Raw genomic sequence first — 22,171 nt, 5'->3', positions numbered from 1 at the left:
GCATAGTATAATTCATTTCAAGCCGAGAAAAAAGACGGCCGGCGCTCGCTCGGATGCTTTGCCGGCGTCAGGCCGCGAGCTTGCGCCTGGCCGCTTCGTATTCGCCCGCGAGGCGGTCCACGAGGGCTGCCGCGCCCACCACGGCGTCCACCGCTCCGATGCCTTGCCCGCAACCCCAGATGTCTTTCCACGCCTTTGTCTTGTCGCTGCCGAAATCCATCTTGGTCGGGTCAGAAACAGCCAGGTCGTCCGGGTTCATGCCGGCGGCCGCAATCGAACCCTTGAGATAGTTGCCATGTATCCCCGTAAAGAGGTTGGAATAGACGATGTCGGCCGCCTTCGACTGGACGATCATCTGCTTGTAGTCGTCGGCCGCCCGCGCCTCGGTCGTGGCGATGAAGGGCGAGCCTATGTAAGCCATGTCGGCGCCCATCGCCTGTGCGGCGAGGATCGCGCCGCCATTGGCGATCGCGCCCGACAAAAGCAGCGGGCCGTCGAACCACTGGCGGATTTCCTGCACCAGTGCGAACGGCGAAAGCGTGCCGGCATGGCCGCCAGCCCCTGCGGCAACCGCAATGAGGCCGTCGGCCCCCTTCTCGATCGCCTTGCGGGCGTGTCGGTCGTGGATGATGTCGTGCAGCACGATGCCCCCATAGGAGTGCACCGCGTCGTTGACCTCCGGCACAGCGCCCAAGGATGTGATGACGATCGGCACCTTGTATTTGACGCACATGGCCAGGTCGTGTTCCAGCCGGCCGTTCGACTTGTGCACGATCTGGTTGACCGCGAAAGGCGCAGCCTTCTGTCCAAGATTGGCGGCATCGTGGGCGGCCAGTTCCTCGTTCATCTGCGCCAGCCATTCGTCGAGCTGCGCTTCCGGACGCGCATTGAGGGCCGGGAACGAACCGACGACCCCCGCCTTGCACTGCGCCAGCACGAGAGGCGGATGCGAGATGATGAACATCGGTGAGGCGACCACCGGAATGCGCAGGTTGGACTTCAGGATCTCGGGCAGCGCCATGTCGTGTCATTCCTCCCAGCGATTGACGTTTGCGTAAACGTCACTTTGTAGCAGATCGGTATGGCCGGGCAACCGTGTCGGGCGTCGCCACGCGCGATGGATTGTTTCGCGCAAACGCGTCACCATCATTGATTGAACGCTTTGGTAACGCTAACCATGCTTAGGTGCAGGATTATTTGAGACAGAGCCTCAATTTGGACTCGATCGAGAAAGCCATAAGAAGCGCCTTCGAGAAGGGCGACCCGAGCGACCGGGCATTCCGCGAGAAGGTCTATCGCTCGGCCTTCGGTGCGCTGGACCGGGCGTTGCAGGCCAATCCGAACGTGACTGAGGACATCGTTGCGCGCCGCCGTCAGGCGCTGTCGCAGACGGTCTCGGCAATCGAATCGGAATTCATCCCCGCCGTTCCGGCAGTGGATATGCCAGCTGCCGCACGTGCGTCACAGCCCACACCCGCACCAGTCACCCAGGAACAGAGGAGCGAGCCCGGATTCGCACCGACACTGGCAGGCGAGGACCGCAACTACGCGTCAGCGGCCGATGACGACTACGACGACGGCATCGACCCTCCCTCCTATGAAGGATATGGGCGGCCACAGCGCCGGAGCCGCTCCTGGCTGGCAATCGTCGTCACCCTGGCCATCCTCGCGGTGGTTGGTGCCGGGGCATGGTGGATGTTCGCGCCATCAGGGCCGGAATCGTTCCCGAGGCCGCCGCAGGATGCCGAGGACTTCACGCCGGAACAGCCGGCACCCGGCCAGCCGCCGCGCATCGTGGGAGGAGGCGACAACCTCGACGACTGGATCGCGGTCTTCGACCCCGCCGATCCGACGACCGTGACTGCACCGGGTGATTCGCGCGCCGAGATCACCGAGGATGACGGCGAGCGCTTCATCCGCATCCGATCAGGTGCGTCGGGTTCGCCGATCCTGTTCGATGTCGGGCAGGGGGTGTTGGAAGAGGTCGCGGGCAAGCGCACCGTCTTCAACATCGTTGCGCGCGCGCAGGAAGGCGAGGAAACGCAAATCTCGGTCGATTGCAGCCTTGGCGAACTGGGTGACTGCGGGCGTAAGCGCTATGCCGTCGGCAGCACGCGCGAAGAGTTTCTTTTCGAGATGGAGCTACCCGCCACCAACCCCGGTGCGGGCGGAACGATCGCGATCAACCCCGATATCGAAGGCGGCGGCAAGTCGCTCGACGTCTACGCCATCCGCGTAACGCCGGCCGAGTAGAGCGCTCAGTCGAGCATCGCTGCCAGCGTGTCCAGCCGGTCGGCTTCTGCAGGCGGTTTGTCCCAGCGCAGTCGTGAAATGCGCGGAAACCGCATGGCGACGCCAGACTTGTGGCGGGTGGAACGGTTCAACCCTTCGAAAGCCACCTCCAGAACGAGGCCGTGGTTTGGTTCTGCGCGCACCGAGCGCACCGGGCCGAAGCGGTCTATGGTGTTGTCGCGCACGAACTTGTCGATCTGGCGAAGCTCCTCGTCGGTAAAGCCGAAATAGGCCTTGCCGACCGGCACCAGTTCGTCCTCCCGCCATACGCCGAACGTGTAGTCGGAATAGAAGCTAGAGCGCTTGCCATGGCCGCGCTGCGCATACATCAGCACAGCATCGATGGTGTGGGGATCGCGCTTCCACTTGAACCATGGTCCCTTGGGGCGGCCAGGCACGTAGGGAGAATCCAGCCGCTTGAGCATGATGCCTTCGATCACCGGATGCGGCGGTTCGGTGCGCAGCCGGTCGAGATGCTGCAAGTCGTCGAAGGGCACCAGTGGCGAGAGATCGAAACGATGTGGGTCAAGCCGCGCGACGAAGGCTTCAAGACGCGTGCGGCGCTCGCTCAAAGGAAACGTGCGCATATCTTCCGAGCCGTCGGAAAGAATGTCGTAGCAGCGCATGAAAGCCGGGAAGTCACGAATGGTTTTCGCAGCCACCGTCTTGCGGTTCAGGCGCTGCTGAAGATCGGAAAACGAGCCTGTCCGCTCCGGCGGTCGCCCCACCAGCAATTCGCCGTCCAGTGCGCCGTGAAAATCCATCGCCTCGACCAGGTCGGGAAACGCGCCCGAAATGTCGTCGCCGGTGCGCGAATAAAGCTTGCGAAGGTCACCCTCGCACACCGCCTGCACACGGATGCCGTCCCATTTCCATTCGGCGGTATAGTCCTGCGGGTCGAGACGCGCGAGGTCGCCGTCCTGCACCGGGTTGGACAGCATGACGGGGCGAAAGAGAGCAAGGCGGCCCGGCTCCGGCTTGGCAGCGTTGCCGTCGAGCCAGGCGAAAAGCTCCTCATAAGGTGGTTCAAGCCCGTGCCAGACTTCCTCGATATCGTGGACATCGACACCGCCGAAATCGGCAAGCGCCTGTTTCGCCAGCCGGGCCGAGACGCCGACGCGCAAGCCGCCTGTCACCAGCTTGATGATTGCGAAGCGGGAAGCGGGCTCCAGCCTGTCGAGCAGACCTGCGAGAACCGCAGGCGCATCAGAGCGGCTGGCAGCGTGCAGCCTGTCGACGGCGTAGGACAGGCTGATATCATCGTCATTGGCTTCGCCGCCCTCCGGCCAGACAAGCGAGATCGTCTCGGCGAGGTCGCCGACATAGTCGTAGGAATAGGCGAACAGAACCTCGTCCATGCGCTCTGCTATGAGCGCGCGCAGCAGCGCGGGCTTGACCGAGGCGAATGACAGGTTGCCGGTGATCGCCGCCAGCGCCAACCCGCGATCGGGGTCCGGCGTCTCGCGGAAATGGTCGATCATCAGCTTCAGCTTGGCGTTTCGAGACGGCGTCAGCAGAAGGCGATCGAGCAGTTCGGCAAAGCGCTTCATTCGGCTTCGTCCTCATAGCCGACGAGGTGCAGCGGGCGCGCCTTGATGCCCTGCATCTCGCACCAGCGCACCAGCGCCTCCTCGCGGCCGTGCGTGACCCAGACTTCGGATGCACCGGTCGCAGCGATGGTCTCGATCAATTCGTCCCAGTCGGAATGGTCGGAAACGATCAGCGGAAGCTCGACGCCGCGCTGCTTCACCCGCTGGCGGATGCGCATCCAGCCCGACGCGAAGGCGGTGACGGGGTCGGGGAACCGGCGCGCCCAGCGATCGGCGAAAGCCGATGGTGTGCCGACGACGATTGCCCCGGCGAAGTCGCCCTTCGTGCCGGTATCGACCGTTGCAGGCTCCAGCCGCCCAAGGTCTATTCCCTGCGCCTGGTAATATTCGCACAGCTTCGCCAGCGCACCGTGAATGTAGAGTGGTTCGCTGTAGCCCGCATCGCGGATCAGCCGGATAACGCGCTGCGCCTTGCCGAGCGCGTAGGCGCCGACCAGATGCGCCCTTTCAGGAAACTGGTCGGCCGACTTCAGAAGCCGGGCGATTTCGTCGGCCGCGTCGGGGTGTCGGAACACGGGCAGGCCGAAGGTGGCTTCGGTGATAAAGACGTCGCAGGGGACAAGCTCGAAATCGGCGCAGGTCGGGTCAGCCGCACGCTTGTAGTCCCCAGACGCAACTATCCGTGTACCCCCATGCTCGACCGCGATCTGTGCCGAACCCAGCACATGGCCGGCCGGATGGAACGAAACCCTGACGCCGTTGACGGTGATCTCCTTACCGTAACCTGCCTCCTGCGTCGCGCCCGCAAAATGCTCGCCGTAGCGCAAAGCCATGATGTCGAGCGTCTGCCGCGTCGCGAGCACATGGCCGTGGCCGGCGCGGGCGTGGTCGGAATGGCCATGCGTGATGAGGGCACGGTCCACCGGCCGCACGGGGTCGATGAAGAAATCGCCCGGCGGGCAGTAAAGCCCTTCGGGGCGTGGATGGAGAATGTCGCGCGGCTGCATGGCACTTCATAGATAGGCAAGGCGTGGCGTGGCGGAAAGTCGTTCTCGTGGCGGCTCCTGTCAGCAGGGTGGCCGGAACATTGGTCTCGCTGCTTCCCGCTTGGCGCGTTCCCTTCGCCGCGCTACCTCTTGGCGGTGACCAGACTTCTCGACCAGCAGGCGCTTGCCGGCGCGACGAAACTTCCCGAAGCCTTTGCGCGCTGGTTTGGCGAGCGTGGGTGGGCGCCGCGCGCTCACCAGCTTGATCTGCTGGCGCGTGCGCAGGGTGGCGCTTCCGTATTGCTGATCGCGCCGACGGGTGCGGGCAAGACGCTGGCCGGTTTCTTGCCTTCGCTGACGGATCTCGCTGAGCGGCCGAAGCGAAAGCCGGGCGAGCTTCATCGTGGGGTCCACACGCTTTACATCTCGCCGTTGAAGGCGCTGGCGGTCGACATCCATCGCAACCTCGGTCGCCCGGTCGAGGAAATGAAGCTGGACATCGCGATCGAGACCCGGACGGGCGATACGCCTGCGCACAAGCGGCAGCGCCAGAAGACCGCGCCGCCCGACATCCTGCTGACCACGCCGGAGCAGTTGGCGTTGCTCATCGCGTCTGGAGACGCCGACCGTCTGTTTGCGGGGTTGAAGTATGTGGTGCTGGATGAGCTGCATTCGCTGGTGACATCCAAGCGCGGGCATCTGCTTTCGCTGGGGCTGGCTCGGCTGCGCCGTTTCGTGCCCGGCCTGAAGACCATCGGCCTGTCAGCGACCGTTGCCGAACCGGACGAATTGCGCCGCTGGCTGGTGCCGCAGAACCCGCCAGGGCTGATGGCGGAGCTGATAACCGTTCAGGGCGGCGCGAAGCCGGTCATCACCATACTGGATTCGCAGGAACGCGTGCCGTGGGCGGGCCATTCCGCGCGCTATGCCATCGGCGAGATCTACGAGGCGATAAAGGATCACCGCACCACACTGCTTTTCGTGAATACGCGCAGCCAGGCGGAATTCCTGTTTCAGGAACTTTGGCGGGTCAACGAGGATACGCTGCCGATAGCGCTTCACCACGGCTCGCTCGATGTGACGCAGCGGCGACGCGTGGAAAATGCGATGGAGGCCAACGCACTGCGCGCGGTCGTCGCCACTTCCACGCTCGACCTCGGCATAGATTGGGGCGATGTCGACCTTGTCATCCATGTCGGCGCACCGAAGGGCGCCAGCCGTCTGGCGCAGCGCATCGGGCGCTCCAACCACCGGATGGACGAACCCAGCCGGGCAATACTCGTGCCGGCCAACCGGTTCGAGGTTCTGGAATGTCGTGCGGCGATCGAGGCGAACTATCTGGGCGCGCAGGATACGCCCCCGCTGCTGGAAGGCGCGCTGGACGTTCTGGCCCAGCACGTGATGGGCATGGCCTGCGCGGCGCCGTTCGACGAGGCCGTGCTGCTTCAGGAAGTGCGTACCGCCGCGCCCTATGCACATCTGGACGAAGACACCTTCGCACGCGTCGTAGATTTCGTCGCCACCGGTGGCTACGCCTTGAAAAGCTACGAACGCTACGCGCGCATCCGCAAGACAAAGGAAGGACTGTGGCGCGTCTCGCACCCGCGCTACGCGCAACAGTACCGTCTGAACGTTGGCACCATCGTGGAATCGCCGACGCTCAATGTTCGCATGACACGCCAGCGGAGCAGGGGCGGCAATGCCGCTGGCGGGCCGGCGCTTGGCAAGATCGAGGAGTATTTTCTCGAAACGCTGACGCCGGGCGACACATTTCTTTTCGCTGGCAAGATCCTGCGCTTTGAAGGCATCCGCGAGAACGAGTGCTACGTTTCCAACGCGCCCGGACAGGACGCGAAGGTTCCGGTCTACGCGGGAGGTAAGTTCCCGCTTTCCACCTATCTCGCGGCGGAGGTGCGCGCCATGCTGGCCGACCCGGAGCGGTGGAATCGCCTGCCGGAGCAGGTGGCCGAGTGGCTTTCGATCCAGAAGGACAAGTCGATGCTGCCGCGGGCCGGCGACCTGTTGGTGGAGACGTTTCCACGTGGAAATCGCCACTACATGGTCGCCTATGCTTTCGAGGGGCGGCTGGCGCACCAGACGCTGGGCATGCTCCTGACACGGCGGCTGGAGCGCGCAGGCGCTCATCCGTTGGGCTTCGTGGCCACCGACTACGCATTGGCCATATGGGCTCACGATGACATGGGCACGATGTTCAAAGGCGGCCGGCTGCCGCTCTCCGACCTGTTCGACGAGGACATGCTGGGCGACGATCTCGATGCCTGGCTGGCTGAAAGCTGGCTGCTGAAACGGACTTTTCGCGCCTGCGCGACGATCTCGGGCCTTATTGAAAAGCGCCACCCTGGACAGGAGAAGACGGGCCGGCAGATGACCGTTTCGGCCGACCTGATCTATGATGTGCTGCGCACGCATGATCCCGACCATATCCTTCTGCGCGCTACGCGCGCCGATGCCGCCGCCGGCCTGCTCGATGTCAGCAGGCTTGCCGACATGCTCTCGCGGATCAGGGGGCGAATCGTGCATAAGCAGCTTGAGCGCATCTCGCCGCTGGCCGTACCGGTGATGCTGGAGATCGGCAAGGAACGCGTCAAAGGCGAGGCCGACGAGATGCTCCTGTCGGAAGCAGAGGACGACCTCGTGCACGAGGCCATGGGTTACTGATGAACGTTGCGGCGGACATGCGCAGCTTTACCACGCGCGCCGGCGAGATCGCCATCGCGGACGAGGTCGCGCTATGCGACCCACGCGGCGCGCTGTTCTTCCCCGATAGCCGGGTGCTCGTAGTCTCCGATCTCCATCTGGAAAAGGGGTCGGCCTATGCCAGGCGCGGCCAGTTGCTGCCGCCTTACGATACCGGGGCGACACTTGATCTGCTGGCGGCTGTGATCGCGGAGCATCGCCCAGCGACGATCATCAGCCTCGGTGACAGCTTCCATGACGGATGGGGGGCCGAACGCATGCCTCAGTCCTATCGCGAGAGACTGCTGGCCCTCATGACCGGCCGCGAATGGATATGGGTAGCCGGCAACCACGACCCGGATGCGCCAGTCGGCCTGCCGGGCATGGTGGCCGGGGAGATCGCGCTTGGAAGGTTGCGATTCCGCCATGAACCGCTAACCGGTGCCGAACCGGGCGAGATAGCAGGCCATCTGCATCCCGGGGCTGTGATCGTCCAGCGCGGGCGAGCGGTTCGCAGGCGCTGCTTTGCTACCGACGGCGAGCGGCTCGTCATGCCGGCATTCGGGGCCTACACAGGCACGCTCAACGTTCTCGACCGGGCCTATCGCGGACTGTTCCGGTGGGAGACGTTCTTCGCTCACATGCTCGGCGCCGACCGGGTCTACGCCATGGCCCATCGTCGCCTGCGCGGCGGATGATATCCGGTCAGTCCCTTCGGAAGACCAGGCGGCCGATCCAGCCAGTCACGAATGCCAGCGCTACCGCGCCGAGGCCATAAAGAAAACTGTGTTCCTGCGCCGCACGAAAGATGCGCTGCTCGAAGCCTGACTTGAGAATGGCGAGCTGAGCCGAGCTTTCCTTGATGAATACGCCGTTCTTGAACAGGAAAGCGCGGGCGCGGTGGGTGCCGACGGGCACGTTCGGCGCGAGATGCAGCGTCGCTCGAAACAGGCTCTGCGACAGGAAGTGCACCCCGCCGATGCGCTCGCTGAAAAGGTCGCTCGCCTTCTTGCGGTCGCGCAGGGCTACGGCAAACTCCCTGATGGTGGCCGGGTCGTCATCGCGAACGGCCGGAACAACAGTGATGTTGTTGGCCCCCAACGCCATCTGCCGGTAATTGTCGGGGTGAGTTATGTCCTGCAGCGCGCGTGTCGTCGCTACCGAATAGGAAACCGGGACGTTCACGAACGTCACCGATTGGGTGTTGATCCACATGCCCAGAAAGCGGGTCTTCTTGCGCACGACGACAGGGCGCGGCGGACCCTCCAGAACCACGATCACGTCGTAGCGCCCATGCCGTGCAATGAGGGGGTCGGAGTTGTCGAGCGCGCCGAAGATGGTGAGGTCGGCCCCCGAAAAATCCGCTGTGATGGAAACGCGATCGGTGGATAGTCCGATCTGGATGCTTTCGGGGTTGGCGGTTTCCGGCACCTGCGCGCGCACCGGGCTCAACGCGATCAGCAGGGACAACAGGATGCCTGTCAGCGTCGTCAGGCGGAGGCTGTGCATCGTCATACCCCCGACAGAGATGAGAGGGAGTAGAGCGAGGCGGGGCGCACGAAGAGGTCGAACGCCAGCCTTAGCGCAACCGCAAGAACAAGCAACGCCAGAAGCGCGCGCAACTGCTCGCCACGCAGCTTCGCGCCGGCGCGTGCGCCGTACTGCGCGCCCGCAACGCCGCCCACCATCAGCAGGAAAGCCAGCACGACATCGACCGTCTGGTTCGTCGTGGAATGCACGACGGTCGTATACGCGGCTGTAAAAACGATCTGGTAAAGCGAGGTGCCGATGACGACATTGGTCGGCACCTTGAGCAGGTATATCAGTGCCGGCACCATGATGAAGCCGCCACCCACGCCCATGATGGAGGCGAGGAAGCCGATAATCACGCCAAGCCCGATCACCGGGATAACGCTCACGAACAGCTTGGATGCGCGGAAGCGCATCTTCAGCGGCAGGCGGTGGATCCAGTTATGCTGGCCGGGCTTGCGCAGCGAGGCGACATTGCCGCCGGCGGCGCGCCTGAGTGCACGAACGCTTTCCACCAGCATCATGCCGCCGACCGTGCCCAGCAGCGCGACATAGAGCAGCGAGACGAACAGGTCGAGTTGGCCGACGCTGCGCAGGAGCGAGAACACCCACACGCCCACGGTCGAGCCGACCACACCTCCCGCCAGCAATACCGTGCCAAGCTTGAAGTCGATCGTGCCTTTCTTGAAGTGCGCCAGAGCCCCCGAGATCGACGATGCGACGACCTGGTTGGCCCCGGTGGCGACCGCGATTGCAGGTGGAATGTTGTAGAAGATCAGCAGTGGCGTGATGAGAAATCCGCCTCCCACGCCGAACATGCCTGACAGGAAGCCGACCGCCGCCCCCATGGCCAGAAGAACGACCATGTTGACCGACATTTCCGCGATCGGGAGATAGATGCCCACCGCCAAGCTCGACTGTTCGTGCCCTGATGCCGACACCGCTTCTGCGTGCGAAGCGGGCCGGAGAGGTCAACCGTTCTTGCGCCGACAGGAACGTGAAGTCAAACCGTGCGAACCGGATCGACCCGGAAAAATGCAGGCTTTTGCAGGTATTTGCGCTGATGCGTCGCGGGGGTGTCGCAATCAGCGCCTTTCAAGCAGGGCGTGCACCAGCGGCTCGTCCACTTCGCCGGTCGCGGCCATGCCGTTATCCTTCTGGAAGGAGGCGATGGCGGTTTTGGTCTTCGCACCCATCACGCCGTCGGCCGGCCCTGCCGAGTAGCCGTTCTTATTGAGAATCTGCTGGATGTTGCGCACCGCCTGCTTCATGTCGACGCTGGCGGTTACGTCCTCTCCCTCGCTCCAGCTATCGGGCACTTCGACCGTGTTGGCTTCGGGGTCCACTGGCTTGGCGCGCCAAAGTTCGACAGCCGCCCGCGCATTCTCAAGCTGTTCCGGGCGCAGCGCAGTGGCCACCTCGTCGCGCTTTTCCGCGGCATCCTTGTCGCCGGCCTTCGCCAGCAGCGCGAACCACTGGTAGGCCTCCTCAAGGTTCTGCTCCATGCCGACGCCCTTTGCAGCCAGGATGCCCAGATTGAACTGGCTGTCCTTGACGCCGCGCTCTGCGGCCTCGCCGAACCAGCGCGCGGCCGATTCATTGTCGGTCGTCCCGTCAGCGCCCATGGCGAAAAGGACGGCAAGGTTGTGCATGGCGCTGGCGTTGCCCTGCGCTGCCGCGAGTTGATACCAGGTCTTTGCGGCTGCGACGTCGCGCTGGACGCCGATGCCTTTTTCGTAAAGGTTCCCGATGCGGTATTGGGCGGGCGCCAGCCCTTCGTCGGCCGCCTGCTCGTACCACTGGGCCGCGGCAGCCATGTCCTCCAGCACGCCGCGGCCGCTGGCATAGCGATTACCGATCTCGAACAGCGCCTTGGGATCGCCTGCGGCAGCCGCTTCGCGCAGGGCCACGGGCCCGGCTTCGACGGGAATGGCTGCGATCTGCTCTTCGGTTGGCTCGGGTAGGGTTTGCGATTCGGCGGCCTCTTCCGTCTCCTGCGTCGGGGCTGCTGCGGCCGACGCCTGCGGAGCTGAAGCGGTTGTTTCCACGTCGAGCCAGTTGGTGGAGACGTCCTCGGCCCGTTCTGGAGCTGCCGCGATGGCGGCGCGCGCGGTCGAGGGCGCAGGGGCCTCGCCGGCTACGCGGACAGGTTGTGCAGGCAGTGGCTTGGCGTCGTCGATCGTCACGGCTTCGGCAACGAACGCAGCGGGTGCGGGCGCAGGAACCTTCGCGACTTCACTGACGCTGCCGCTGATGAAAGACTTGCCGATCTGCAGGCCGGCAAGAGCCATGAGAATCGCCGCAACACCCATCAGCACCGGCTTGCGACGCGACTTGAGCAATCCGCCGAGGCTGAAACCACCAGATTTCGTCTTGGTTGCGGGGCTGCGCTTCATGATTTCGGCTTCGGCCGCTGCGGCTTGTGCTGCACGCCGTGCCGCCGCGATGAAGTCCGCCTTGGCCGTTTCCACGCTTGCCTTGCCACGTGCGGGTTCGCCGCGTTCATCGCGTACACGCTTCATGATCGCATTGAGGTCCGGCGCACCGGTGCCGGGCTCCAGAGGCTGGTTCGCCATCACCGGGTCAAGCGGCGCATCCAGTTCTACGGATGGCGTTTCCGCTTCCATCGATGGCTCGACCGGCATATCGCCTGCGAGGTTTTCGGGCGACTGACTTCCCTTCTTGCCCTTGCGGCCGGACAGGGCGCGCGTCAGGCCGCTGAGCATGGAGCGTCGACCGCCCGCGGCGGAAGCATTCGCGCCTGCCGCATCGCTGCGCACCGCGTCAGCCGCGGCTTCCGCAGCGGCCGCGGCCGCGGTACGATATCCCTTCTTCGGCGTCAGCTCCTCGTCGGCTGCCGGGATTACATTGTCGTCGATTCCGGCGAACGGCATCGCTTCGGCCGAAGGCTGGAGCGAGGGCGTCTGCATTGCGCCCAAAAGGGTTTCGCGCACCTGCATCGCCGCCTGCTTCTGCGGACCGGTGTCGCCGTTCTCGATCGCGCCGAGGCGACCGACGATCTTCAGCAGTGTGTCGTGGATCGCCTCGAAGGTCTTGGCATTGCGGTCGTCCGACTTGCGGGTCAGCGCTTCCAGAGACTTGAGGTCGTCGGCGAGGCCGGCGACAAGCGCGCCGTCCGGGCCCGAGCCAGACCCGGCGAAGCGGCGCACGGCCTCCTCCGCCGCCTGACGCGCGGCTTCGAGAACGTCCTGCTTTCCCGCGGCAACCGCTTCCTCGATCTTGTCGAGGCGCGGGCGAATGTCTTCGATTGCCGCGACGGGCTCCGCCGGCCTGGACAGGTGGGCGGCGAGGTCGGCGATCTGGGTCTCCAGGCTGCGGATCAGCTTCTTGTCCACTTCGGGCTGAAGCACCGACGCCTCGATCTTGCTCGACATGGTTTCGATGCGGGCTTCGAGCGCGCGGATAGCAGCCTCGTCGGCCGGCGCTGCGGGCTGGCGGTCGAGCCGCGTCGCAAGATCGGCAAAGCGGGCTTCCATGGCCTCCATCAGGCGCGCGTCCTGCACCGACGGTGCGCCGCTGCCGCTCTCGATGCTGATGGCGACGCTATCGAGACGCCGCTCGAGATCGCGGAAGAGGTTCTGACCTTTCACCAGCGCATCGTCGTGACGCTGTTCGAGCATTGCCGAAAGAGAGGCGAAACGGTTCTCGAGATTATGAAATACCTCGTCGAGGTCCGGGCGTCCGGGTGCCTGATCCAGCTTGTAGGAGATCGAGTCGATGCGGTCGGAGAGCTTCTCGATCACATGCTCGGGCAGCTCGACGCGGTGCGAGATGTCTTCCACGCGGTGCGACAGGGCCGAGAGCTGATCCACCAACGCGGCTGCAGGATTTGTCTGGGCCGCCTCTTCCATCTGGCGGGTGAGACCGGAAATGCGCGCCTCGATGCGCTGGAACGGCTCGGGATCGAATGCCACCGGATGTGCGACGGATGTCGATGCCGCCACGGCGCGCGAAATCTCGTCCAGCCGTTCCTCGATGGCGTCGAGCGCGTCGGGGGCGATCCGGTCCTGATGATGGGCGAACTGGTCCACCGTGGCGGCCAGCAACTTCATCTTTTCTTCCAGCGAGCGCAGTGCCACCGAGGTGGGCAGCGCATTGACGGCGTCGCCGATCTGCTCCAGCCGGGCGCTCAGCGCCTGAAGGGCAGGGTCGCGCTGGACGTTCGATACCTGGTTGGCGATGTCGGTCCAGCGCTGGTCGAACTCATCCCAGCGCCGGTCTAACGACTGCACCGTATCCTCGCGCGCAAGCTTGCCGAGCGCGTTCTTGACCTGCTCCATCTCAAGGCGCAGCAGGTTGACCTGCCGGTCGTCGCTCTGCGAGGCGAGCTTGTGGATCATCGCCGAAAGCCGTTCGAACTCGACACCCAGTTGTGCGACCTGCCCGGCCGGGCCCGAAGTCTGCATCGCGGTTTCAATCTCGCTCTTGAGTGCTGCAAACTCGCGCCGCAGGCCCGCTCCCATCTGGTCGCGCAGGTCGCGCCGCAGCGCACTCAACTCCTGGGCGACGCCGTCGCTGTCGAAACCGCCGGCGCGGGGCGAGCGATCGTCGCGCGCGTGGGCCCAATTGTCGCGGCTGCCGAAATAGGACGAATCGCCGGCAAGCCGCTGTTCGCGACGCGAAGTCAGCCGCTCCTCATGCGGGTTCCGGATGCGGCTTTCCAGTTCGTCGAGCGTGCTGGAGATTTCTTCGAGGGACGTGCTGGCCCTGCGCCTGCGGCCGGCGTTGATGGAATCGAGATAGGACCGTCTGTTGTTCATCGAACCGCCCGTTGCCGCGTTGATGGCCGGAATGGTCCGGCTCATTCCTCACCTTTTTCCGTGGAGGCCGCCGTGCGACTGCCGCAACAAGCGACAGGGACGATCCCCTCGGGCGGAAGAACCGTGAGCAACGAAAGACACAATAACCACGGGACACCGACACGCGCACAATCGTCCAATCGTGGTAAACAACCCGTTAACCAAAATTACCGTTTCGCTTATGGGCGGCATTTCCCCTGCGTCAGGATTTCGCACTTGCAGCAAAACTGATCTGAGCCTATATGCGCCGCTGACTGACGGGCCGGGTTGGCGCGTCTTCTACATATGGTCCACTTGATCGGATGCCTGTCGCCCCATGGGTATCCTGTCGGCGCTCCTGCCGAAGGCCGAGCGCAACGAACGGGGAAATGCGAAATGATGAACATGATGCCGGCCAGCGAGAGCATGGCCAATGCGTCCGAACTGTCTGACGGCTACATCCGCATCGGCGATATGGCCAAGCAGTTCGACGTCACCCTGCGTACGCTTCGCTTCTACGAGGATAAGGGCCTCCTGAACCCGAAGCGGGAAGGCAATACCCGCCTCTACACCCAGCGCGACGTGACCCGTCTGAAGCTTATCATGCTTGGCCGCAAGGTTGGCTTCTCGCTGCGCGAGGTCAAGCAGATCATGGATATGTACGATCCCGACAGCGGAAGCGTGAAGCAACTGCGTACCCTTATCGACAAGTCCGAGCGTCAGCTTGGTCGCCTCGAGAAGCAGCGGCTGGCCATCGAGGAAGCGATCGACGATCTCAAGAACGCCATGTCCACCTGGCGTTCCGCCCTGGCTCTGCGTCAGGCTTCCTGATCGCGGGTAGGCGACGACAGCTCAGTACTGCAAGGAGTCGCCTCGGCGGCTCCTTTTTCTTTGGCGCGGTCGTTTCCGTGGTCATCTCGCGAAGCAGCATGTTCCCCGCTATTGTGGTGCGGTTTAAGGGGAAGAGATCGCGATTTTTCCAGGGTCGCGAACAATTGACGTTTACGCAAACGTCAATTTTTGATACTACTCCTTCATCTGGCTTCGCCGCGTTGCGATTCCGTGCGACGAAGATCTGCCCGAATTCTGGAGGACTTTCATGCCGATCTACAAGGCACCTGTCGCGGATACGCTCTTCGTTCTCAACGACGTGCTCGGCTACGAGCGCTATTCCAATCTGCCGGGCTTTTCGGATGCCGGGCCGGACGTGCTCGAAGCGATCCTCGAAGAAGCAGCCAAGCTGGCTGAAAATGTCATGCATCCGCTCAACCGCGTGGGCGACGAGGAAGGCTGCGTGCGCAGCGCCGACGGTTCGGTCAAAACGCCAAAGGGTTTCAAGCAGGCCTACGACCAGTATCGTGAGGGCGGCTGGATGGGCCTTTCCATCCCTGAGGAGTTCGGTGGGCAGGGGCTTCCCTATACGGTCCACTCGGCGGTCGGTGAGTATCTGTCGTCCGCCAACATGGCGCTTATGATGTATCCGGGCCTGACGCAGGGCGCGATTGCCGCGATCCTCGCGCATGGTTCCGACGAGCAGAAGCAGACCTACGTCCCGAAGATGACCGAGGGTGTGTGGACCGGCACGATGAACCTGACGGAGCCGCATTGCGGCACCGACCTGGGCATGCTGCGCACCAAGGCCGTCCCGAACGGCAATGGCGGCTACAAGATTTCCGGCCAGAAGATTTTCATCTCGGCCGGAGAGCACGACATGAGCGAGAACATCATCCATCTGGTGCTGGCCCGCATCGAGGGCGCACCGGAGGGCGTGAAGGGCATTTCGCTGTTCATCGTGCCGAAGTTCAAGCTTGATGCCGACGGCAATCCCGGCGAGCGCAACGCGGTCGTGTGCGGCTCCATCGAGGAGAAGATGGGCATCCACGGCAACTCCACCTGCGTCATGAACTACGACGAGGCGGAGGGCTACCTCATCGGGCAGGAACACGGCGGCCTCAAGGCCATGTTCGTGATGATGAACGAGGCGCGGCTCGGCGTGGGCCTTCAGGGCCTTTCGATGGGTGAGATCGCCTACCAGAACGCTGTCTCCTATGCGAAGGAGCGCATTCAGGGGCGGTCGCTTTCTGGGCCGAAAGCGCCCGACAAGAAGGCCGATCCGATCATCGTGCACCCGGATATCCGCCGAAAGTTGATGGTCATGCGTGCCTTCAACGAGGCTGGCCGCGCACTCGTCCTTTGGACCGCGCTCAAATCCGACGTGGCGCATCGCTCGGGCGATGAAGCCGACCGGCAGGCTGCCGACGACCATCTCGGCCTGATGACCCCAATCATCAAGGGCGTGCTGACCGACAAGGGCTTCGAGCACGCCGTGATGGCTCAGCAGGTGTTCGGCGGTCACGGCTATATCGAAGAGCACGGCATGAGCCAGTTCGTGCGCGACGCGCGCATCGCCCAGATTTACGAAGGCGCCAACGGCATTCAGGCGCTCGATCTGGTCGGCCGCAAGCTGGCGCTGAATGGCGGCCGCGCGGTTCAGGCATTCTTCAAGGAAGTCGGCGACTTCTGCGAGGAAAACCGCGCCGACGAGACGATGGCTCCTTTCACCAAGTCGCTGAAGAAGGGTCTCAACGACCTGCAGGCGGCGACCATCTGGCTGATGCAGAACGCGATGCAGAAGCCTGACAATGCCGGTGCTGCCTCGACCGACTATCTGCATCTCTTCGGCCTCGTTGCGCTCGGCTACATGTGGGCACGGATGGCCAAGACCGCACAGGAGCGCATCGTCGAAGGTACGTCCAGGCCGCTGCACGAGAACAAGCTGGTTACGGCGCGCTATTATTTCGAGCGCGTCATGCCTGAAACCGCCGCGCATCTCGCACGCATCTCTGCCGGCGCGGATTCGATGATGGCCCTTGCGGAGGATGCCTTCTAGGGCCTATCTCAAACGCATCTGTTCAAGATTGAACGTCCTTGGCGTGGAAGGAAAGTCCTTGTCGAAGCAGCCGGCCGAAATTCTCGATCTTCCAAAGCCCGCCTGGGCCGATGAGGAAGTCGGCATGCTTTACGACATGGCGACGCGCTTTCTCGAGACCGAGATAGCGCCGCGCTATGAAGAGTTCGAGAAGAACGAGAAGTTCGACCGGGAAAGCTGGCGCAAAGCGGGCGAAAACGGCCTGCTCTGCGCCTCCATGCCTGAGGAGTACGGCGGCTCCGGCGGCACGTTTGCGCATGAAAGCGCGATCATAGAAGCCATCAGCCATGTCGGTGTCGATGGTTTCGGCATCGCCCTGCACAACGCCATCGTTGCGCCCTACATCCTTCACTATGGCTCCGAAGAGCAAAAGAAGAAGTGGCTGCCCAGGCTGGCCACCGGCGAGATGATCGGCGCGATCGCGATGACGGAGCCGGGTGCGGGTTCCGACCTTCAGGGTGTTAAGACGCGCGCTGAGAAGGACGGCAACCACTACCGTATCAACGGCTCCAAGACGTTCATCACCAACGGTCAGCTTGCCGACCTCGTCATCGTCGTCGCCAAGACCGATCCCGAGAAGGGCGCCAAAGGCACCTCGCTGATCGTGCTGGAAACCGAAGATGCCGACGGGTTCGAGCGCGGTCGAAACCTCGACAAGGTCGGGCTGAAGTCGAACGACACGTCGGAACTCTTCTTCAACGACGTGCGCGTGCCGACCGCCAATCTGCTCGGACACGAGGAGGGTCAGGGCTTCATCCAGCTCATGCAGCAGCTTCCGCAGGAAAGGCTGCTGATCGGCACCCAGGCAATCGCGATGATCGAGCGGGCGCTGGCCGTGACGAGCGAATACGTCAAGGAACGCAAGGCCTTCGGCAAGGCGATCCTCGATTTCCAGAACACTCAGTTCAAGCTGGCGGAGCTTAAGACCGAGGCTACGATCGGCCGCGTCTTCTACAACGATTGCGTGGCGCGGCATCTGCAGGGCGGGCTCGATCCGGTGACCGCGTCGATGGCGAAATACTGGCTCACCGATCTGCAGTGCAAGGTGGTGGACGAATGCGTCCAGCTGCATGGCGGCTACGGCTACATGAACGAGTATCCCATCGCGCGGATGTATCGTGACGCGCGTGTCCAGCGCATCTACGGCGGCACCAACGAAATCATGAAACTTCTTATCGCGCGCTCGCTTTAGGGGCGAAGCGGTCGACAACCCAGGGAGAAACAAATGGCAGACGCTTTTGTCTACGATGCGGTGCGTACACCGCGCGGCCGCGGCAAGAAGGACGGTTCGCTCCACGAAGTCCCGGCTGTGAGGCTCGGCGCGAAGGTGCTGGAAGCTGTGCGGGACCGCAACGGCCTCGACACGTCAACGGTCGACGACATCATCTTCGGCTGCGTCGATCCGGTAGGCGAGGCCGGTTCGGTGATCCCGCGCTCGTCCGCATTCGAGGCGCGCTACGACAACAAGGCTCCGGGCGTCCAGCTCTCGCGCTTTTGCGCCTCGGGCCTCGACGCAATCAACCTCGGTGCAGCCAAGATCGCAGGCGGCTCGGATGACATCGTAATCGCCGGCGGCGTCGAGTCGATGTCGCGCGTCGGCATGGGCATGTCGGGCGGCGCTTGGTTCATGGACCCGTCGGTCGGCCTGCCGGGCTATTTCGTGCCGCAGGGCGTTTCCGCAGACCTGATCGCGACGAAATACGGCTTCAGCAGGGACGACGTCGATGCCTACGCCGTCGAGAGCCAGAAGCGCGCGGCAAATTCGTGGGAAAAGGGCTACTTCAAGAACTCGGTCATCCCGATCAAGGATCAGAACGGTCTGACGATCCTCGACCATGACGAGCACATGCGCCCTTCCACCGACATGCAGTCGCTGGCCTCGCTCAACCCGTCCTTCGTGATGCCGGGTGAGATGGGCGGCTTCAACGCCGTGGCCATCCAGCGCCACCCGGAGGTGGAAGCCATCAACCACGTCCACCATGCCGGCAATTCGTCCGGCATCGTCGATGGCGCAGCGGCCGTGCTGCTGGGCTCGAAGAAGGCCGGCAAGACGCTCGGCCTCAAGCCTCGCGCCCGCATCCGCGCCTTCACCAACATCGGCTCCGAGCCGGCGATCATGCTGACCGGGCCGGTCGACGTGACCGAGAAGCTCCTTGCTAAGGCCAAGATGCGGCTGTCGGACATCGACCTGTTCGAGCTGAACGAGGCGTTTGCCTCGGTCGTGCTGCGCTACATGCAGGCATTCGACATTCCCCACGACAAGATCAACGTCAACGGCGGCGCCATCGCCATGGGCCACCCGCTCGGTGCAACCGGCGCGATGATCTTCGGCACGGTTCTGGATGAGCTGGAACGCCGCAACCTGAACACCGCGCTCGTCACCCTGTGCATCGGCGCGGGCATGGGCACCGCGACGATCATCGAACGCGTCTGATCGGGCCGGAGGAGAGACAAAATGGCTGACTACAAGAACTTTACGGTCGAAACCGATTCCGACGGCATCGCGCTCGTCACATGGGATATGCCCGACAGGTCGATGAACGTCTTCACCGAAGAGGTGATGGACGAACTCGACAAGATCATCGATCACGTCGCCTCGACGGAAAGCATCAAGGGCGCGGTCATCACGTCGGGAAAGGAGACTTTCTCCGGCGGTGCGGACCTCACCATGCTTCAGAAAATGCTCGGTATCTTCGAGGCGGAGAAGGCAAAGGACGAGCAGAAGGCGATCCAGCTCCTGTTCGACAATGCCGGTCGCATGACGTGGCTGTTCCGCAAGCTCGAGACCTGCGGCAAGCCGTGGGTATCGGCCATCAACGGCACCTGCATGGGCGGCGCGTTCGAAATGTCGCTGGCCTGCCACGGCCGCGTCGCGGCTGACAGCGACAAGGTCAAGATGGCGCTGCCGGAAGTCAAGGTCGGCATCTTCCCGGGCGCAGGCGGCACGCAGCGCGTCCCGCGTCTGGCCGATCCGCAGTCCGCGCTCCAGATGCTGACGTCGGGCCAGAACCTGACGCCGAAGAAGGCGAAGGGCATGAATCTGATCCACGAGATCGCGGCCCCCGACCAGTTGATCGACGCCGCCAAGGCGATGATCAAGAACGGTCTGAAGCCGGTTCAGCCGTGGGACGAGAAAGGCTTCAAGCTGCCCGGCGGTCCGGTCTATTCGGCGGCGGGGGCCAACCTGTGGCCGCCGGCCATCGCCATCCTGCGCCGTGAGACCTACGGCAATTATCCCGGTGCCGCTGCGATCCTGAAATGCGCTTATGAGGGCCTGCTTGTTCCGTTCGATACGGCTCTGAAGATCGAGCAGCGCTATTTCGCGCAAATCCTGCGGACCACCGAAGCGCGCATGATGATCCGCTCGCTCTTCGTATCTCTTCAGGAACTCAACAAGGGCGCTCGCCGCCCCGAAGGCGTGCCGGAAACGAAGTTCGCAAAGGTCGGTGTTCTGGGTGCTGGCTTCATGGGCGCGGGCATTGCCTATGTCACCGCCAAGGCCGGCATTCCCGTTGTGCTGCTCGATCGCGACGTGGCGTCCGCCGAAAAGGGCAAGGCCCATTCGGCCGGCCTTATGGATGGTGCGATCAAGAAGGGCCGCGCCACAGAAGCAGAGAAGGAGCAGCTTCTCTCGCTCATCACGCCAACTGCTGACTATGCGGATCTGGACGGCTGCGATCTCGTGGTCGAAGCGGTATTCGAGGATTCCGAGGTCAAGAAGGGTGCGACCCAGCAGACCGAGGCTGTCATCGCAAAGGACGCGATTTTCGCTTCCAACACCTCGACCATCCCGATCACCGGCCTTGCCAAGAACTCGAAGCGTCCGGCCAACTTCATCGGCATCCACTTCTTCTCACCGGTGGACAAGATGATGCTGGTGGAGATCATTCTGGGCAAGAAGACCGAGGACAAGGCGCTGGCCGTCGCCATCGACTATGTCCGCGCGATCAAGAAGACGCCGATCGTCGTCAACGACACGCGCGGCTTCTACGTCAACCGCTGCGTGCTGCGCTACATGGCGGAAGCGTTCCAGATGCTGATCGAGGGCGTCCCGCCGGCGATGATCGAGAACGCGGCCAAGATGGCGGGCATGCCGGTTGGTCCCCTGGCGCTCACCGACGAGACGGCGATCGATCTCGCGCAGAAGATCATGAAGCAGACCATTCGCGATCTTGGCGAGAAGGCGGTCGATCCCGAGCAGTTCAAACTCATCAACACGATGGTCGACACCCACGGCCGCCATGGCCGCAAGAACGGCAAGGGCTTCTACGACTACCCCGAAAAGCCGGCCAAGAAGCATCTGTGGCCTGGTCTGAAGGACCTCTATCCCCAGCAGGACGCCGACAGCATCGATGTCGAGGAACTCAAGCAGCGCTTCCTCGTCACCATCGCGCTTGAGGCCGCCCGCGTCATGGAAGAGGGCATCGTCACCGATCCTCGGGAAGCCGATGTCGGCTCGATCCTCGCCTTCGGCTTTGCCCCCTATACCGGCGGCGCGCTGAGCTACATCGACGGTATGGGACTGGAGAAGTTCCTGAAGCTGTCGAAGCAGCTTCAGAAGAAGTACGGCGCGCAGTTCAAGGCGCCGAAGCTGTTGGCGGACATGGAAGGGAAGGGCGAAACCTTCTACGACCGCTTCAATCCCTATCCGAAGACGAAGAAGGCGGCATAGCGCAACTTTCTCTTGCCTTTTGGGGCATCAAGCGGGTCGGGCGGGGTTGCCTGATGTAGTTGCGACCTTGCGTTCATGGAAAGCCGGGCGGGCGGTGGCACCCACTGCTTCGCTCGGCACCTTACCCTCAGCGGAGAGGGCACAGGAGCAGTTCATGTATGTCTGGGCTCGCCTCGCGCGGATGATGCTCACCGCCCGCTCCCGCGGGCGCTATCGCATGGGCGACGAGAGCAGGCTGACGTTCCGCTGTCTGCCGACGGACATCGATTCCAACGGGCACCTCAACAATGCGCGTTACATGATGCTTGCCGATGTCGGCCGCATCGACATTTTCGCCCGCGCCGGCCTCATAGGGCTGGCGCGGAAGCACGGCTGGGCCCCGATGATGGGCGGGTTGCAGGCAGTCTATGTCCGCGAGATCAAGCTGTGGAAGCGTTTCGACGTCGTGTCCACCGTCGAGACCTGGGAGGATACGCAGGTGATCGGCCGGCACCGTTTCGTGCTGGAGGACGGGCGCACCGCAGCGCTGGTGATGACGACAGCCGGCGTCTATGACTTCCGCAACAGAGCCTTCGTGCCTATCGACGCTATCGTCGCCGAGCTTGGCGTGGAGTTGAAGCCTCGCGCGCCCAGCGAGGAAGAGCGCATCTTCATGGCGTCGCATGCGGGCTTGCGCAAGCTGGCGAAAGGTACGGTCTGAGGGCTTGCCTTCGGGT

Annotated in this window: 15 protein-coding genes; 9 read left to right on the top strand and 6 right to left on the bottom strand. The window is 63.4% G+C overall.

The annotated features are described in order from the left end of the window. Positions 1-67: 67 nt before the first annotated feature. Positions 68-1,021 (bottom strand): NAD(P)H-dependent flavin oxidoreductase, encoded by a 954-nt coding sequence (locus tag FY036_RS21315; RefSeq protein ID WP_148916795.1) that lies wholly within the window; start codon positions 1,019-1,021, stop codon positions 68-70. A gap of 194 nt (positions 1,022-1,215) precedes the next feature. Here FY036_RS21315 and FY036_RS21310 point away from each other — a divergent pair, with 194 nt between their 5' ends. Continuing rightward, positions 1,216-2,253: a flagellar basal body-associated FliL family protein gene (locus tag FY036_RS21310; protein ID WP_148916794.1), complete on the top strand. Its 1,038-nt coding sequence runs from the start codon at positions 1,216-1,218 to the stop codon at positions 2,251-2,253. Positions 2,254-2,258: 5 nt separating this feature from the next. Here the strand turns inward: FY036_RS21310 and FY036_RS21305 are convergent, their stop codons facing one another. Continuing rightward, a complete protein-coding gene (locus FY036_RS21305) occupies positions 2,259-3,842 on the bottom strand; it encodes a cisplatin damage response ATP-dependent DNA ligase (protein WP_148916793.1) in 1,584 nt (527 codons plus the stop codon). Continuing rightward, positions 3,839-4,849, bottom strand: a complete 1,011-nt coding sequence (locus FY036_RS21300) for a ligase-associated DNA damage response exonuclease (protein ID WP_148916792.1) — start codon at positions 4,847-4,849, stop codon at positions 3,839-3,841. The genes FY036_RS21305 and FY036_RS21300 overlap by 4 nt, the downstream gene beginning before the upstream one ends. A 135-nt stretch (positions 4,850-4,984) precedes the next feature. On the opposite strand from FY036_RS21300, the gene FY036_RS21295 reads away from it, so the two are divergent. Together FY036_RS21295 and pdeM are read left to right on the top strand one after the other, a co-directional pair. Further along, a complete protein-coding gene (locus tag FY036_RS21295) occupies positions 4,985-7,507 on the top strand; it encodes a ligase-associated DNA damage response DEXH box helicase (RefSeq protein WP_201744829.1) in 2,523 nt (840 codons plus the stop codon). Beyond that, positions 7,507-8,223, top strand: a complete 717-nt coding sequence (gene pdeM, locus FY036_RS21290) for a ligase-associated DNA damage response endonuclease PdeM (RefSeq protein ID WP_148916790.1) — start codon at positions 7,507-7,509, stop codon at positions 8,221-8,223. Before FY036_RS21295 ends, pdeM begins: the two co-directional genes overlap by 1 nt. A 7-nt stretch (positions 8,224-8,230) precedes the next feature. On the opposite strand, the gene FY036_RS21285 is transcribed toward pdeM, so the two are convergent. The 3 genes from FY036_RS21285 to FY036_RS21275 all read right to left on the bottom strand — a co-directional run bounded on the left by FY036_RS21285 (position 8,231) and on the right by FY036_RS21275 (position 13,881). Further along, positions 8,231-9,034 (bottom strand): TIGR02186 family protein, encoded by an 804-nt coding sequence (locus FY036_RS21285; RefSeq protein WP_148916789.1) that lies wholly within the window; start codon positions 9,032-9,034, stop codon positions 8,231-8,233. A 2-nt stretch (positions 9,035-9,036) separates the two neighbouring features. After that, positions 9,037-9,960 (bottom strand): sulfite exporter TauE/SafE family protein, encoded by a 924-nt coding sequence (locus FY036_RS21280; protein ID WP_148916788.1) that lies wholly within the window; start codon positions 9,958-9,960, stop codon positions 9,037-9,039. A 180-nt stretch (positions 9,961-10,140) separates the two neighbouring features. Continuing rightward, positions 10,141-13,881: a peptidoglycan-binding protein gene (locus FY036_RS21275; protein ID WP_235897746.1), complete on the bottom strand. Its 3,741-nt coding sequence runs from the start codon at positions 13,879-13,881 to the stop codon at positions 10,141-10,143. Positions 13,882-14,253: 372 nt separating this feature from the next. Here FY036_RS21275 and FY036_RS21270 point away from each other — a divergent pair, with 372 nt between their 5' ends. From FY036_RS21270 to FY036_RS21245, 6 genes are all read left to right on the top strand, one after another. Beyond that, entirely contained in the window at positions 14,254-14,685 is a 432-nt protein-coding gene (locus FY036_RS21270; RefSeq protein ID WP_148917140.1) for a MerR family transcriptional regulator, read from the top strand. A 268-nt stretch (positions 14,686-14,953) separates the two neighbouring features. Then, entirely contained in the window at positions 14,954-16,744 is a 1,791-nt protein-coding gene (locus FY036_RS21265) for an acyl-CoA dehydrogenase C-terminal domain-containing protein (protein WP_148916787.1), read from the top strand. 58 nt (positions 16,745-16,802) lie between these two features. Then, positions 16,803-17,975: an acyl-CoA dehydrogenase family protein gene (locus FY036_RS21260; protein ID WP_148916786.1), complete on the top strand. Its 1,173-nt coding sequence runs from the start codon at positions 16,803-16,805 to the stop codon at positions 17,973-17,975. A 33-nt stretch (positions 17,976-18,008) separates the two neighbouring features. Continuing rightward, positions 18,009-19,217 (top strand): acetyl-CoA C-acetyltransferase, encoded by a 1,209-nt coding sequence (locus FY036_RS21255; RefSeq protein WP_148916785.1) that lies wholly within the window; start codon positions 18,009-18,011, stop codon positions 19,215-19,217. A gap of 21 nt (positions 19,218-19,238) precedes the next feature. Continuing rightward, positions 19,239-21,455 (top strand): 3-hydroxyacyl-CoA dehydrogenase NAD-binding domain-containing protein, encoded by a 2,217-nt coding sequence (locus tag FY036_RS21250; RefSeq protein ID WP_148916784.1) that lies wholly within the window; start codon positions 19,239-19,241, stop codon positions 21,453-21,455. A 154-nt stretch (positions 21,456-21,609) separates the two neighbouring features. Further along, complete coding sequence (locus FY036_RS21245; protein ID WP_148916783.1) at positions 21,610-22,155, top strand: thioesterase family protein; 546 nt, start codon at positions 21,610-21,612, stop codon at positions 22,153-22,155. Positions 22,156-22,171: the final 16 nt, after the last annotated feature.

The sequence above is a fragment of the Neoaquamicrobium microcysteis genome (assembly GCF_008180155.1).
In the GTDB taxonomy this organism is placed as follows: domain Bacteria; phylum Pseudomonadota; class Alphaproteobacteria; order Rhizobiales; family Rhizobiaceae; genus Aerobium; species Aerobium microcysteis.
Note: the sequence above shows the minus strand (reverse complement) of the source record. Positions and strands in the feature narration are given on the sequence as shown.

Bases quoted from the DNA above. Each gene is read 5' to 3' on its own strand.
- FY036_RS21315 (WP_148916795.1), bottom strand. From the start codon at position 1,021: ATGGCGCTGCCCGAGATCCTGAAGTCCAACCTGCGCATTCCGGTGGTC.
- FY036_RS21305 (WP_148916793.1), bottom strand. From the start codon at position 3,842: ATGAAGCGCTTTGCCGAACTGCTCGATCGCCTTCTGCTGACGCCGTCT.
- FY036_RS21300 (WP_148916792.1), bottom strand. From the start codon at position 4,849: ATGCAGCCGCGCGACATTCTCCATCCACGCCCCGAAGGGCTTTACTGC.
- pdeM (WP_148916790.1), top strand. From the start codon at position 7,507: ATGAACGTTGCGGCGGACATGCGCAGCTTTACCACGCGCGCCGGCGAG.
- FY036_RS21285 (WP_148916789.1), bottom strand. From the start codon at position 9,034: ATGCACAGCCTCCGCCTGACGACGCTGACAGGCATCCTGTTGTCCCTG.
- FY036_RS21275 (WP_235897746.1), bottom strand. From the start codon at position 13,881: ATGAGCCGGACCATTCCGGCCATCAACGCGGCAACGGGCGGTTCGATG.
- FY036_RS21270 (WP_148917140.1), top strand. From the start codon at position 14,254: ATGAACATGATGCCGGCCAGCGAGAGCATGGCCAATGCGTCCGAACTG.
- FY036_RS21265 (WP_148916787.1), top strand. From the start codon at position 14,954: ATGCCGATCTACAAGGCACCTGTCGCGGATACGCTCTTCGTTCTCAAC.
- FY036_RS21255 (WP_148916785.1), top strand. From the start codon at position 18,009: ATGGCAGACGCTTTTGTCTACGATGCGGTGCGTACACCGCGCGGCCGC.
- FY036_RS21250 (WP_148916784.1), top strand. From the start codon at position 19,239: ATGGCTGACTACAAGAACTTTACGGTCGAAACCGATTCCGACGGCATC.
- FY036_RS21245 (WP_148916783.1), top strand. From the start codon at position 21,610: ATGTATGTCTGGGCTCGCCTCGCGCGGATGATGCTCACCGCCCGCTCC.